Annotated in this window: 10 protein-coding genes; 1 reads left to right on the forward strand and 9 read right to left on the reverse strand. The window is 48.6% G+C overall.

The genetic code is table 11. The features are described 5' to 3' along the window. Window positions 1-63: 63 nt before the first annotated feature. The 9 genes from ISALK_RS08975 to msrB all read right to left on the reverse strand — a co-directional run bounded on the left by ISALK_RS08975 (window position 64) and on the right by msrB (window position 13,109). Window positions 64-1,410: a glycosyltransferase gene (locus tag ISALK_RS08975; protein ID WP_160721413.1), complete on the reverse strand. Its 1,347-nt coding sequence runs from the start codon at window positions 1,408-1,410 to the stop codon at window positions 64-66. Continuing rightward, window positions 1,397-3,247, reverse strand: coding sequence for a glycosyltransferase family 4 protein (locus ISALK_RS08980; RefSeq protein ID WP_160721415.1), 1,851 nt, complete (start codon window positions 3,245-3,247; stop codon window positions 1,397-1,399). Before ISALK_RS08980 ends, ISALK_RS08975 begins: the two co-directional genes overlap by 14 nt. Before the next feature lie 427 nt (window positions 3,248-3,674). Then, window positions 3,675-6,026 (reverse strand): xanthine dehydrogenase family protein molybdopterin-binding subunit, encoded by a 2,352-nt coding sequence (locus ISALK_RS08985; RefSeq protein WP_160721417.1) that lies wholly within the window; start codon window positions 6,024-6,026, stop codon window positions 3,675-3,677. Further along, window positions 6,010-6,477: a (2Fe-2S)-binding protein gene (locus tag ISALK_RS08990; protein ID WP_160721419.1), complete on the reverse strand. Its 468-nt coding sequence runs from the start codon at window positions 6,475-6,477 to the stop codon at window positions 6,010-6,012. Before ISALK_RS08990 ends, ISALK_RS08985 begins: the two co-directional genes overlap by 17 nt. Then, a complete protein-coding gene (locus tag ISALK_RS08995) occupies window positions 6,467-7,270 on the reverse strand; it encodes an FAD binding domain-containing protein (protein ID WP_160721421.1) in 804 nt (267 codons plus the stop codon). The genes ISALK_RS08990 and ISALK_RS08995 overlap by 11 nt, the downstream gene beginning before the upstream one ends. Continuing rightward, window positions 7,271-8,662, reverse strand: a complete 1,392-nt coding sequence (locus tag ISALK_RS09000) for a uracil-xanthine permease family protein (protein WP_160721423.1) — start codon at window positions 8,660-8,662, stop codon at window positions 7,271-7,273. A 288-nt stretch (window positions 8,663-8,950) separates the two neighbouring features. Beyond that, window positions 8,951-9,739, reverse strand: a complete 789-nt coding sequence (locus ISALK_RS09005; protein ID WP_160721425.1) for a Na-translocating system protein MpsC family protein — start codon at window positions 9,737-9,739, stop codon at window positions 8,951-8,953. Window positions 9,740-9,744: 5 nt separating this feature from the next. Beyond that, a complete protein-coding gene (locus ISALK_RS09010; protein ID WP_160721427.1) occupies window positions 9,745-11,676 on the reverse strand; it encodes an ABC transporter substrate-binding protein in 1,932 nt (643 codons plus the stop codon). A gap of 302 nt (window positions 11,677-11,978) precedes the next feature. Continuing rightward, window positions 11,979-13,109 (reverse strand): peptide-methionine (R)-S-oxide reductase MsrB, encoded by a 1,131-nt coding sequence (gene msrB / locus ISALK_RS09015; RefSeq protein ID WP_160721429.1) that lies wholly within the window; start codon window positions 13,107-13,109, stop codon window positions 11,979-11,981. A gap of 252 nt (window positions 13,110-13,361) precedes the next feature. Here msrB and ISALK_RS09020 point away from each other — a divergent pair, with 252 nt between their 5' ends. Further along, window positions 13,362-13,631 (forward strand): hypothetical protein, encoded by a 270-nt coding sequence (locus tag ISALK_RS09020; protein WP_160721431.1) that lies wholly within the window; start codon window positions 13,362-13,364, stop codon window positions 13,629-13,631. Window positions 13,632-13,917: the final 286 nt, after the last annotated feature.

Genomic DNA, 13,917 nt, shown 5'->3' on the forward strand with positions numbered 1-13,917 from the left:
TTTAACTATTTGACCATTTGAATTATAAGAAAAGTTCTATCCCGGAGGCATTCCCATGCTTTCCTAGGACATAAGCTCCAAAATCCAACGGGCTCCCTTTCGGGGCCCTTTTTCCACGGCTTTTTCCCGCCAAAACTGAAGAGCTTGGTTTACCTCCCGGGATCGGAGCTTTTCCATGGCGGCATCAAAGGCCTCTTTGGTGATATGATTGGGATCCAGTACCGCCCCGATTTTGTTCTCCTGGGCATCGAAGGCCACGGCAAACTGATCGCTGGAAAAGGGAAGGATCATCATCGGCTTCCCGTAATAAAGGGTCTCGGTAAAACTGTTGGCCCCTCCGTGATGCACCACTAAATCCATATGGGGCATCAGAGCTTTTTGAGGCAAAAAGGAAGCCTTGGTTACCCTTCGGGAATCAAACCGATTGAAAAACTCGGAATTCCCCCCCACGGCAACATAGATATGCCAGTCGTCCTCCTGGTCTAAAAAGCCTTCCATCAGGCGCTCTATAACATCCCTTCGCTCCGACAGAAAGGTGCCGAAGGAGATTAGCACCTTCCGTCCCGGTTCCTTTTTGACCCGGGACCGTAGGGGTTCTTTTAATTCCTCGGGTTCAAAGCAGTAATGCAAATAGTAGGCCGGAACCCCTCTTTCCCTCTCCTTTCCCTTGGAATGACCATCGTCGGGAAAGCTGGGATAATTAAACAGCACTCCCCTGGGGGAGGTTAGGGAAAAAGGACTTTCGAAGAACCCTCCGGGGATTTCCCGGTGGGGAAAATGGTGATGAAAAACCTCGGTAAAGGCCTTCCGAAAGCGTTGGTTTACTTCCTCCTGCTTATTTTTCAGCTCCCGCTTTTCTTCCTCTGATGGTTCCAGCACCGCCGGCCAATGCTCCGTCAATCCGTTCACCCCTTCTTTGGATTGGATGGTTGCCGGATGGGGGGGACAGAAGGTGATAAAGGGAATTTCCAGACCGATCAAGGCCAAAGTGGCCCCGTAGGATAATTGATCCACAATAAAGAGATCCCCCTCCTGGGTTTCCTGCAGCTTTCTAAGAGCATGGATCAGCTCCCCGGGATTGGAAAACATATCCCGGATACGGTGCTCCCCTTGGGTGATCAGGGTTTTCACCGGCCCATGGTAGGTGGCTTCGAAGAATTCCTCCAGGCGCTTTTTTTCCTCCCGGTCCTGGTCCGTGTTTTTTGCGATCCCCGTATTTTGGTTTGTATTAATATTTAACGGATAAAACCGTAGTCCCGCGGCTTCAATCTCCCTTCGAAAGCCTTCACTGCAGGCGACTCCCACTTGGGCTCCCTGAGCTTTCAAGGCTTTCCCCAGGGTTTTCAAGGGGTGAAAGTGGGAGTAAAAGGGGGGACTTAAAATGATGATTCTTTTCTTAGCACTTGTCATAGTTCAGTACCTCCCGGTAGAATTTTGCAAACTTCAAAGAGATGGCCTCCATGGAATAATCCTCTTGGATGGTTTTTATGCTGTTCTCTTTTAATCCTTGTATTTTTTTCGGGTGGGCTGCAAAAAAATCCATGGTTTCCCGAAGACTTTTTTCCATATCCCACACATTCCCCATCTCCCCTAAAAAACCATTTTTTCCATGCTGAATGTAGGTCGATACCCCTCCTGCTTTGGGCCCTACGGCAATAAAACCCTCCACCATAGCCTCTAGGATGGCGATACCGAACTCCTCTTTTTCGCTGGAGCAAAAGTAGATGTGGGGCAGTTCAGCGTTTTCCAACTTATTGATTTTCCGCTCGATCAAACGAACCATCCTATTGGGTACTCCCGGTATATGTACATAGCTTCCCTGCAATTCCCGGTGGCTCTTTAGAAAATCCTTTTCGAAGTTCAAAAAATTCCGCTCCCCTTCATTGGGTCGTTGAACATTGCCTCCGATGATCAGCAGATTGTATTTTTCATAGGCTCCCGAGCGGTAAAAAGCTTCCAGAAGTTTTTGTTGCCCTTTCAAGGGGTGAAGCCTTCCCACATTTACTATATAGGGTTTCCCTAGATTTTTCGGATCAATGGCGTAGCGATGATATTTGGAAGTTAAGACTTTTTCAATATTAATGCTTTCTTTCGAGGGCAAATGGATATCTATCCCTTCACTGATCATTTGAAAAGGTTTGTTTTTAGCCATGGTCTCCAGCTCCGGAAAGTACTGCAGCAATCTTTTTTTCGCCTTTGTACCGCCGATGCCTAAAACTCCCCCGGTGCTTGCCAACATTTTTTTCCCCACCTGAACTTTATGGATTTTTTCCATCCCCTCTTCATAGTTATGGGGAACAACCCTATGGGTTTTTTCATGGATCATGGATCGATGAGGATCCGGGGTAAGGGTCAGTACCACCGGCCGTTTTCTTTCCTTCCCAAGCTTTGCCATGGATAAAGAGGCATCATTCAAATAACGCACATGATAAATGTTGGGGTTTAGCTGGAGTTTATTCAACACCACGGATACCATGGCCTTTAAAAAACTATGACTTTTGATAAAGCCCCGATCCTCTCCCACATGAAAGGGAAGGGTAATGGCAATATGTTCGTCCTCGATTTTTTGCACCAGGGGAAAGGATGAATGGTCCTTGGAAACATCTATTAAGGACAGGGTATACACTTCACTGATTTCCATGGAACGGGTTAGGGCTTTTCCCAGCTGTAATAAAAAAGTGCTGAGGCCGCCGCTGTCTCCTTTCCCGATTTGCAGGGGATTGCCCTGAAACAGAAACTGCAGCAGGGAAAATTGCTCCGGGAAATGTTCTAAGGGGACGGCCTCCCGAATCCTGGTGGTATAGGGACGGTATTTTTCTAACACAGGATACGCCTCCAGGGAAAAGGAGAAATACAAAAGATAACTGTAGAGTCCGAAGCTCTCCGGTGAATTTTCAGGAAAACTGTGGCGAAAGAGGTACAACACCTTCTCTTGAACCAAGGGCTCTTCCATTTCAATGGACAGGGCCATCATAAAGGATAGCAGGGATAACCCCTTGGGGTCCTTAGGATAAAGGCCCTTTAAGGCTTTTATATAGGGGCGGAAGGAATAATGGTCCCTGGAGAAATCCTGAAGAAGCGCATTAAAAACATAGGGATTGTCTAAATAAGGGGAGCGTAACAAGTCCAAGGGTTTAGGGTAACGACCTTGTAATTTTTTTAAGGGACGGGAGGAAGCAATGATTTCTAAAACCTCTCGTTCCTCCGGGGTTGCCGATACTTGGGTTAAAAATTCCTGGGTATTCATTTGGATCCTTCCTTCCCATGTTTTCATTTCTTTACTTATACCCGTGACACAAAAGAAAACACAGTTTTTCCCTTCCTTTTAAGGATTGCTCTTGTCACTCTAGCGGATGCACTGTTTTAAGGGGGGTGCCTTTAAAGAGGGGGTAGCCTTTTAACCGGATGTAAGGTTTGAATCCCCTGTGGATAGTTTTTTGGTTTTTCAGCAGAAAATCCCCTCTTTTATACACATTCCCTACACATATACACAGGGACTTTGAACCATGAAAATTTCAGTTTGCTTGTAGATCATCAACGCCGGCGGGGGATCTGTAACCGAGGATCTGTAAAAGCAAAAAGACGCTGAATAATGTTCCTCTTCAGCGTCCCCAGCGTATTGACCTAGCGTATTGACCTAGCGTATTGACCTAGCGTATTAACCGTAAACATGATTATTCTCCTGTTTTATTGTTCTCCTGCTTTTTCTTCTCCATTGCCCGCCATACCTTCTCCGGGGTGGCGGGAAGGGTGCGGATTCTTGCCCCTGTGGCCTGATAAATGGCCTCCATAATCGCCGGGGGCACGGTGTTGACCACAACCTCGCCGATGGATTTTGCCCCGTAGGGTCCCGTATCGTCGTGGCCTTCAATCAGCTCCACCTGAATGTTATGGACATCCTTTCGGGTGGGGATTTTGTACTCCATAAAAGAGTTGGATTTTAACTTCCCCTTGGCATTTACCTTCACCTCTTCATATAAGGCCATACCCATGCCCTGAACAATCCCCCCTTCGGCTTGCACCCGGGCCAGGGTAGGATTGATGGCGGTACCGCAGTCCACCGCTCCTACAAAGTCCAGAAGATCGGTTTTCCCCGTGTCCAAATCCACCTCCACTTCCGCAAAGCCGGCCATGAAAGGAGGCGCCGCTTTTTTCGGCACAAAGGATCCCGTGGCGGTAAGCTGTTGGTGGATCATGGAGTAGGTGATTTTTTTCGAAAAGGCCTCCAGGGAAATCTCCTTTCCCCTGTTACTGAAAATTCTTCCCCCTTCAAAGGAAACATCCTCGGTGTTTTCCTCCAAAACCTTGGCTCCGTATTCCCTGATCAGGGCCTCCATGTTTTTACAGGCTTCAATTACGGCGTTCCCCGAGGTGTAGGTGGTGCTTGAGGCATAGGCGCCACTGTCAAAGGGGCTGACGTCGGTATCCGAGGCGTGGATATTGATCTGCTCCACGGAAACATCCAGGGCCTCGGCGGCGATTTGACTCAGGATCGTATCGCTGCCGGTGCCGATATCCGTGGCCCCCACCAGCAAAGTGAAAAAGCCGTCATCATTGAGTTTGATCGTGGCTCCCGCCATGTCAATATTGGGAAGCCCCGAACCCTGCTGGGCGATGGCCATACCCACGCCCCGGGCTTTCCCTTTTTCCCTGAGGGCCTCTTTCTCCTTGGCGATCCGGCGACGGCGATCCTCCCAGGCGAAAATCTCTTTTCCCCTTTGGACGCAGGCCTCCAGCTCACAGCTGTCCATGTAAATCGGATCGGAACCGGATCCCTTGGTAATAATATTATATATCGGGGTGGTTTCCCCCTTTTGAATCATATTGATCTCCCGAAGTTTCACGGGGTCCATCTGTAGCTTTTCCGCCAGTTCGTTCACTGCAGACTCCAAGGCGAAGGTTCCCTGGGTTACTCCGAAGCCCCTCAGTGCCCCGCCGGGAAGGTTGTTGGTGTATACCGCCTTTCCCTTAAAGCTGCAGGCCTTGACCTTATTATACAGGGTCAACACTTTTTTCCCCGCGGCCCCCACGGTGGTGTTGGCATGCTCTCCGTAGGCTCCCGTGTCGGAAAGGGCTTTCATTTCGATGCCTAAAATCTTCCCCTCCTTTGTGGCTCCCAGGGTGATGTCAAAGCCCATTTTATGCCGGGAGGTGGTACCGGAGAATACTTCCTTTCGACTGTAAAGGATTTTGCTGGGTTTTCCCGTCAGCTTCGTGATCAGGGCGGGATAAAACTCCCCATGTATGCTTTGCTTCGAGCCGAATCCTCCGCCGATTCGGGGCTTGATGACCCTAATTTTACCCATGGGCATATCCAGGGCCCGGGCCAGGGTTCTTCGCACATGGAAGGGAATCTGGGTGGAGGAGACCACCACCAACCGGCCGTAGGTATCCTCATAACTGTAGGCTCGTTGGGTTTCCATCATGGCTTGGGCCTGGGCCTGACTTTCATAAGACTTTGTTATGACCACCTCCGATGTTTCTAACACCTCATCGATTTCCCCCACCTCAAAGCCGATCTCACAGGCCAGGTTCTTCTCCCGGTGATAGCCCACGAAATCCACGGGGATGAAATTCTCTTTTTCCGGATGGACCAGGGTGCGGTGCCCCTCGGCCTTTCGGTAGTCCAGTACCGGCTCCAGTACTTCGTAGGTCACTTTCAGCCTTTTGGCCCCGATCTCCGCAGCCCGTTGGTTTTCGGCGACGATAATGGCCACATCGTCCCCCACATGGCGTACGTATTCATCCAGTATAAATTTATCATAGGGGGAAAGCTCGGGATAGCACTGCCCCGCCCTTGTAAAGGGAATCCTTTGTAGATCTTGATGGGTCAGTACCATCTCCACCCCCGGTACCCTTCGGGTTTGGCGGTCATCGATGGAGGTAATTTTTGCAAAGGCGTGGGGACTTCGAACCACTTTAATGCACAGGGCATCCTTCGGAGCCAGATCATCGGTGTAGACCCCTTTTCCCTTCAGCAGTGCATCGCTGTCGATTTTTTTGATGGAATCACTGACATACTTCATGTTTTTGACCCTCCAGATAAGATTTTACCGCTTCCAACTGCCCTACGTATCCGGAACAGCGGCAAAAGTTCCCTTTTAAATACCGAAGAATTTCCTCCTCCGTGGGGTTTGTCACCACCTTCTCCAAATAAAGAATGCTCATGATCGTCCCCGGGGAACAGAATCCGCATTGGTCCACCCCTCTTTTCGCCAGTGCCTCCCGGACCCGTTCCGCCTTTTCTCCCACCCCTTCAATGGTGGTGACGGACTTTCCGTCGGCCTTGGCCGCCAGGGTTCCGCAGGATAATACGGCGATATCGTTTACATGAACGGTACAAAGACCGCAGGATTCCGTCTCGCATCCCTTTTTTACCCCGAAATACCCTTCCCGTCGTAGGACCTCCGCCAGGTAGTCGTCGGGGGCAATCTCCCATTCTTTTTCTCTGCCGTTGACCGTCACCTTAATTTTCATGGGCGGACACCTCCTGTAGGGCTTTTTTCAACAGTACTTTTCCCATGGCTCTTCGGTATTCCTTCGTTCCTCTCCCATTGGTTCCAAAAACCAGCTCTTCGGCCAGGATTTCCCCCGCCTGTTCCATCTCTTTCTCCGAGAGCTTTTTTCCCGATAAATAGGCGGCGGTTTCCACCGCCGGCGTTGCCCTACCGGGTCTGGCCCCCAGGGCGATTTGGTAATGGTTATCCACCTTGGAAAGGGCCAGGTTGAGAATGGAATAGTCGCTGCTGGACCCTCTTAAGTCCTGAAAACTGTAGACTCCTTTTTCTTTTTTTATCCAGATTTTTTCCACAATATCCCGCTCCTTTGGTCCCTTTTCCAGGAACTCCTCCAGGGAAACCCAGCCTGCTTTAAACAGCTTCACTTCAGTGTCGGTTGCCAACAGGGCCGTTAAAAAGTCGGAAAAACCGTAGCGGGAATACACCGTGGCGCCCACGGTCACCATGTTCTTCAGTTGCATTCCCACAATATCTTCAATGGATCGTTGAAAAAGGTTGTTAAAATCTTTATTTAAATCTTTATGGAGCATCACCGCCGCAAAGGTGGTCATGGCTCCGATTTCGTAGCCCTCCTCCTTTTCATCGATGTAATCCAGGTTAAGACTTGATAAATCCACGGCGGTGCCAATGGCCTTTGAGCCCAGCTTTAAGTAGGCCCCGCCGCCGATCACGGCATTGTTCCGTCGTTCCCTAAGCTTTCCGTAAGCTTCTTCCAGGGTTTTTGGGAAAAAATATTTTCCTATGGTGATCATTTATGAACCCTCCACTTCCATTTCTTTTTCCATTATTTCTCGCTCTTTTCTTTCGTCCTCAAGGGTTTTCTTCGGTAAAATAAGATTCAAGCTGAACACGACGATGGCGGAAATCACCACGGCGGAGCTGCCGAAAATCATCATAAACCATTGGGGAAACACTTCTAGGGCTTCAGGTACTTGACTGATGCCGACCCCCAGGGCCACGGCCAGACCTACAATGGTGATGTTTCGAATGGACAGCTCATCCTGAATGATCAGCCGAATTCCCGTCATGGTAATCAGGGCAAACACCGTAATGGTGGCGCCTCCCAGTACACTGTGGGGGATGGTGGTCATCAGGGCTCCCACCTTCGGCACAAAGCCCGCAAGTAAAATCATTCCTGCGGCTAAGGCCAGGACGAATTTACTGATCACCTTGGTCATGCTGACAATCCCCACATTTTGACTGTAGGTGGCGGTGGGAAGGCCGCCAAAGAGGGAAGCGATCACACTGGCCACCCCGTTTCCGATAATCCCCCCGGAGAGTTCATCGTCGCTGATCTCCCGACCCATGCCTCCCACCGTGGTTGCGGAAAGATCCCCTACGGCCTGTACGGAGTTTACCACATACATAATAGCCATGGTCAGAATCGCCGAGGGATAAAACTCAATGCCGAAGTATAGCGGTCTCGGCAGGGCAAACCAGGAGGCCTCGGCAATCGGAGCAAAATCCACGAGACCTAAAGGCAAGGCCAGAAAATATCCGGCTAAAATCCCCACTAGAATCGAAGCAAGCTTTAGATAGCCCTTGGCAAACTGATTGCAAAAAAGCACCACCAAAAGGGTAACCACGGCTACCAGCCAGTTGGTATAGGACCCGTACCCCGTCTGACCCATGCCCCCTGCCATGTAGTTTATCGCCGTGGGATACAGGGACAGTCCGATGGTAAACACCACGGTGCCCGCCACCATGGGAGGAAAGTATTTTCGTATCGGTTTAATAAATATACCCACAATCACCGCCACTACACCACCAATCATTTGGGCACCTAAAATTGCTGCGATTCCGTATTGACTGCCGATGGCGATCAGCGGGGGGATATAGGCAAAACTGACGCCCATAATCACCGGCAGTCCCGAGCCGATCCGGTAGGTAGACCCTGCCTTCCCCATGGGGTACAGCTGAATCAAGGTGGCAATTCCCGCAATAAACATGGCGCTTTGCACCAATAGAGTGGCGTCCCCGGTGCCGAGGCCCACCACGCCCCCGATGATAATGGCCGGGGTGATATTGCCCACCAGCATAGCCAGCACATGCTGGATCCCCAGGGGAAATGCCTTGGCCATACTGGGCAATCCATGCAACTCAAAAACTGAACGACTGCGTAACTCCGTACTTCCTTTGTCCATTTTTACGCCTCCTTACATATTTTTTTCATAAAATCTTTCCATAAAAAAAGCCAGCACAAAAGAATCTCTTCTTTTGGGCTGACCGTTTAAAGCAAAACCACGGTTTTCTTTAAATCTTGTTCAGCGTATATTTAATTGTTTGGATTTCTAAACCTTGATGGAAAAGTCAGCGCTTCGCTTCTTCTCCACCTTGACAATATTATATCATAGTCCCGGAAAAGTTGTAAAGGTACTTGCCCTAATCTTCAAAAAATTCTTTGTTCCCTTCCTTTATTACCTTTTTAGCCATTATTCTACGGTAAATACCAGGTATTCCCGGTCTTCCCGAATATCCTGTTCCACCTTTGTCAGCTGACAGGGCAGACTTAAAACCCCGGCGAAATGTTCTTCCAGCTCCTTTTTCAGCTCTTCATACAAGGAGCGACGGAAATAGGATATCAGGGTGATATGTTTGGGATTGGCCGAAAGCTTTTTTTCCATGGGGGTTAACATATCCTGAATATTTACGAAGATTTCCTCCCCTTGGATAAAGACCTGAATCTTCCTGGGGCCCTTCCCGGTCCATTTCTTCAAAATCGCCGCCGTTTTCTTTTCCAGCTGTTTTTCCAGGGCGACCTTTTCCTCCTTTATGCTCCATACAGGTCCCTTCAGCTGTTTTCGCCGGCGTTCTTCCCACAGTTTCTCCCCGATGGTTCCGATCACCTCCATTAAGGCTTCCGGATCCATGGGTTTTACCACATATTTAACCACCCCTAAGTCCATGGCTTCTAAAATCCCCTCGCTGTCCGACAGCGCCGAGGTGATGATCACCGGAATCTCCAGGCCCTTTTCCCGAATTTCCTCCACCATTTTCATCCCGTCCATCAAGGGCATTTTAAGGTCGGTGATGATGAGGTCGATGGACTCCCGTTCCAGTTTTTTTAACCCTTCGATTCCGTTTTCCGCGGTGGATACCTTGCCCAGCCGCCTTTTTAAAAAACGGGTTAGCTCGATTCGGGTTTCCGGATCATCCTCGATGTACAGTAGGGATAGGTTCGGCAAAACCCCTTCCCTGGGACGGTCTTTTTCCTGATTCATTGGCCTTACCCTCCTTTGGGGATTTCAATGATTACCTGAAATCCTTTTTCCGTGTTTTCTGCCCCGATGGTTCCCCATAAATGGTCCTCCACAATGGTTTTGGTAATATACATTCCTAAACCGGTTCCATATTTCTTTTCCTTGGTGGTAAAGTAGCGTTCAAAAATCCTTGGGAGGTCCTCTTCGGACACGCCGCTGCCCCAGTCTCTGATAAGAATTTTCACCGTGTCTTTGTAGTCCAAAATTTCGATCAGGATCCGTCGATGCTCCTTTTCTTCCCCTTCCACGGAATCCAAGGCATTGTGCACCAGATTAAACATCCCCTGGGAAAAATAGTTCCCATAGCCCCTGACTAAAAACCCTGCTTCCCCGGTTTTCTCCTCCATTACCTCTTCTTTGATCTCCAGGGTGATATCCCTTAGACGAATAGGGTCTTTTAACAATTCCACCGTGGAGCGGATCAGCCGCCGAACATCAAAAATCTCCTTTTTCTTCTGGGGCTTGAAAAAGTACCGAAAATCATCAATGGTTTCCGACATTTTATAAATCAAAGTTCGGGACCGCCTTCTAAACTCCTCCATCTCTTCACCCTTGAGCTCCCCATCCTGATGGGCCTCGGCTACATTGGTAATCATCAAATTCAGTTGATTTAAGGGTTGCCGCCATTGATGGGCAATGTGGCCGATCATCTCCCCCATGGCCGCCAGGCGGGACTGATAGAGAATGATGCCCTCCTGCCGTTGATTTTCCTTTACCGCTTCCTCCACCAGGACCTGAAGTTTATCCATGGTTTTTTTAGAGGTAATATAATATACGAAGAATAAAACCGTTGCCAGGCCCAAGCCCAGGGATATGGCCAGGAGTATACGGATGACCCGCTGTCTTTGAGCTTCCAGGATACCCCGGTAGTCGAAGATAAAGTTCTGAAAATCCCTTTCTTCCTCCAAAACCTCCAGCTCCACTAAAATCTCCTCCATCTCTTCCCAGCGATGGGGGTTGATGTTTCCCAGGGACACCACGGGATACAGACTGTACTCCAGCACCTGTTCTTTTTGAAATTCATTATAGCCCCGGTACTCTTCCCGCGACATCCTTTCGGGATCATGAAACTCCCCCAGGAGTTTGTCTATGATTTCCTCGGGGTTTTCCAGAGCGTACTGCCATCCTTTTAGGCTGGCCTCTTTAAAATCATGGACCCTTTCCGGATTTTTAAGTGCATACTCCCGGTTGGTAAACAAACTGTCCCCATAAAAATCGATGCCGTAATCAATGGGTCGTACCCTTCGAAGCTCTACCCCCTGAAGCTCTCCTTCGTAGGGGATGGTTCCTAAGTACCCGGGGATCACATCAAAGTTCCCCTCGGTGAGATCCTCAATGGAAAAATCATAGTCCCCGGAGATTTTGGGAAGCCTCTCGGGATCCATCCCCTCCTGAATAAGCATGGCCCGGAGTTCAATATCCAACAAATCATTTTCCCGTCGGCCGACCTTAAGGTCCATGAAATCCACTAAACTCTGATAGGGAGTGTCCGCCTTCATATAAAATTCCACGGGACTCCGTTGAAAAATTGAAGCCACCACAGTAAAATCGTAGCCCTGCTCCCGATAGGTTAAAATATCCGAGGCGCCGATGCCGAAATCCGCCCGGCCCTCCCCCACTTCCTTCGGGGCGGAGAGCACCTCCCGGCTTTCATCAAAGCCGCTTACAATCCTTACATCAAAGCCCGCCTCTTCATAATAGCCCTCCCAAAGGGCCGCGTAATAACCGGCAAATTGAAACTGATGATCCCAGCGAAGCTGCAACGTGACTTCTTCCTCCCCATAACTGCAGGTCAGGGCGGTGACCATCCAGAAAAAAAGACTCAGGATCACCCTCTTTTTCCCGGGAGAGGGTATTCCTCTTTTTTTGCTAGGGTTTCTTCCTTTATCCTTTTTCAACGGATTTCCCTCCCTCTTTCTGTCAGGGTTCCTCCACGGTTCCCCGATTATGCCTTCCAGGGTCAAAAACCCTATTTTCCTGATGGATTTTCCAGGCACCTTGAACTTATTTCCTCGTCCCTTTAATTATTCCATATGTACCGGAGAAAATCCTGCCCCTTACCCTAAATCTTGATGAATTTATTTTTTGCCCTAGACAAAACTCCCTAAAATCCTTATTCTTCTTCGCCTTTTCCTCGGCTTGTACACAGAAAAAAAGACCATCCTCCATAAGCGATGGTCCTTCTCCCATAAGAATTTGATCAATGATCAAATACGTCTTCAAACTCTTCATAGCCCTCCCTTGCCAAATCCTCCTTCGGAATAAATCTCAGGGCGGCGGAATTCAAGCAATAACGGAGTCCCGTAGGTTCCGGTCCGTCCTCAAATACATGGCCTAAATGGGAATCCCCGTGGAGACTCCTGACCTCGGTTCGAACCATTAACAATTTTCGATCTTCCCGCTCCACAATGTTCTCCTCCACTAAGGGTCTAGTAAAACTGGGCCATCCGGTTTTGGAGTCATACATGTCCTTCGAGCTGAAAAGCGGTTCTCCCGATACGATGTCCACGTAAATCCCCTCTTCCTTGTTGTCCCAGTATTCATTGTTAAAGGCCGGTTCCGTTCCGTCCTCCTGGGTAACCCGGTATTGCAGGGGCGTCAGCATCTCTTGCAGTTCTTCATCGGAAGGCTTTACAAAGCCGTTGATTTTATGGGGCACCGAATATTCCCGTTCCTCTCCCCAGACGTCGTCTAAAAACTCATCCCGTCCCGAGTTTCTTGTATAGAAATTATAGCGGCGGGGATTTCTTTGCGCATAATTCTGATGATACTCCTCCGCCCGGTAGAACTCGGTAGCGGCTCGAATAGGGGTTACCAAGCCACGGTCAAATCGCCCCGATGCTTCCAGGGCTTCCTTCGAGGTTTTTGCTAACTCCCGCTGCTCTTCGTCATGATAAAAGATGGCGGAAGTGTAGGAATGTCCCCGGTCCACGAACTGTCCTCCATCATCGGTGGGATTGATTTGTCGCCAGTAAACCTGGAGTAAGGATTCGTAGGAGATCCGCTCTTCATCATAGATGACCTCTACGGCCTCCACATGTCCAGTGCCCCCGGCGGTCACCTCTTCATAGGTGGGATTTTCCGTATCCCCTCCCGTGTATCCCGAGGTCACATCAATTACACCGGGCAGCTTTCGAAAGGGGGGTTCCATGCACCAAAAGCAGCCTCCGGCAAAAGTGGCCACGCTGTAATCTTCCCGGTTATAAACGGGATTCGTTTCCACAACCCCCTGTTCTTCTCCATTCTGTTCCCTTGAAGATGCTACCGTATAGATGGACCCTAACAAAAGTACAAAAACTAATAGCAAAATAATTTTCTTTTTAGTTTTCATAGGAAAGTCTCCTTTATGTTTATCCTTAGGGTAATTGTTTTCACCTTACTTATCCTTAGCATAATTATACCACTTTTTGTATGATATAACCATGGTTTTTGATAATAATTATCAATTGATTCAAAGGGGATGCGCCACAATAATCTTCTGTTTCAAAATATCCTCTTTAATTCCTCCCTTGCTCTTGTAATCTTTCCCACGGTCTATTACAATAGAGGCAATTGGACAAGTATTTACGAAAGGATGATATCCATGGAATATCCGCAGAGTTTTGGAAAGACCTTTAAGTCAGAAATGCGAAAAAGCAAACCCTATCTCATTTTAGGAACGGTGATGTATTTGATTACCGTGACCGTTGCCTATGGCATTCTCTCCACTTTCCAGGGGGCCACTTTTTCATTCAATAGCACCATCATCTTCACAGCCCTTAGGGATTATTTAATCATACCGGGGATTATTCTTTTATTCTCCTTTACAAAAACCCTTTGGAACACCCGTCGAAAAAAAATCAAGGATTCCTAAAGGGTACCGCTCTATTATTCTTCAAAAAGATCGCCGTCAAAAAGCCTGCTCCAGTAGGCTCTTTGGCGGCTATTTTGTTTTTCCGTAAAATTTATGGGATGTCCGGTGAAGCACCGGAAAATTCCGTGATTCCGGATTCAATTGCAAGAACCCTTTTATTGTCAACCCTTTTAGAAAATGTCCTTAAATAGTTAAAACATAAGCACCAGATTGCTGGCGGTAATCGTGATTTTGTAAAATACAGAAATTACCAAGGTATAATGTTTTTGGGTAACCTTAATAAACT

It is taken from the genome of Isachenkonia alkalipeptolytica (assembly GCF_009910325.1).
Taxonomy (GTDB): Bacteria; Bacillota; Clostridia; order Peptostreptococcales; family T1SED10-28; genus Isachenkonia; species Isachenkonia alkalipeptolytica.

What these genes read in the sequence shown, in the direction of transcription:
- ISALK_RS08975 (WP_160721413.1), bottom strand. Translation starts at nt 1,410, where the DNA reads ATGACAAGTGCTAAGAAAAGAATCATCATTTTAAGTCCCCCCTTTTAC.
- ISALK_RS09005 (WP_160721425.1), bottom strand. Translation starts at nt 9,739, where the DNA reads ATGAATCAGGAAAAAGACCGTCCCAGGGAAGGGGTTTTGCCGAACCTA.
- ISALK_RS09020 (WP_160721431.1), top strand. Translation starts at nt 13,362, where the DNA reads ATGGAATATCCGCAGAGTTTTGGAAAGACCTTTAAGTCAGAAATGCGA.
- msrB (WP_160721429.1), bottom strand. Translation starts at nt 13,109, where the DNA reads ATGAAAACTAAAAAGAAAATTATTTTGCTATTAGTTTTTGTACTTTTG.
- ISALK_RS08995 (WP_160721421.1), bottom strand. Translation starts at nt 7,270, where the DNA reads ATGATCACCATAGGAAAATATTTTTTCCCAAAAACCCTGGAAGAAGCT.
- ISALK_RS08990 (WP_160721419.1), bottom strand. Translation starts at nt 6,477, where the DNA reads ATGAAAATTAAGGTGACGGTCAACGGCAGAGAAAAAGAATGGGAGATT.
- ISALK_RS08980 (WP_160721415.1), bottom strand. Translation starts at nt 3,247, where the DNA reads ATGAATACCCAGGAATTTTTAACCCAAGTATCGGCAACCCCGGAGGAA.
- ISALK_RS09000 (WP_160721423.1), bottom strand. Translation starts at nt 8,662, where the DNA reads ATGGACAAAGGAAGTACGGAGTTACGCAGTCGTTCAGTTTTTGAGTTG.
- ISALK_RS08985 (WP_160721417.1), bottom strand. Translation starts at nt 6,026, where the DNA reads ATGAAGTATGTCAGTGATTCCATCAAAAAAATCGACAGCGATGCACTG.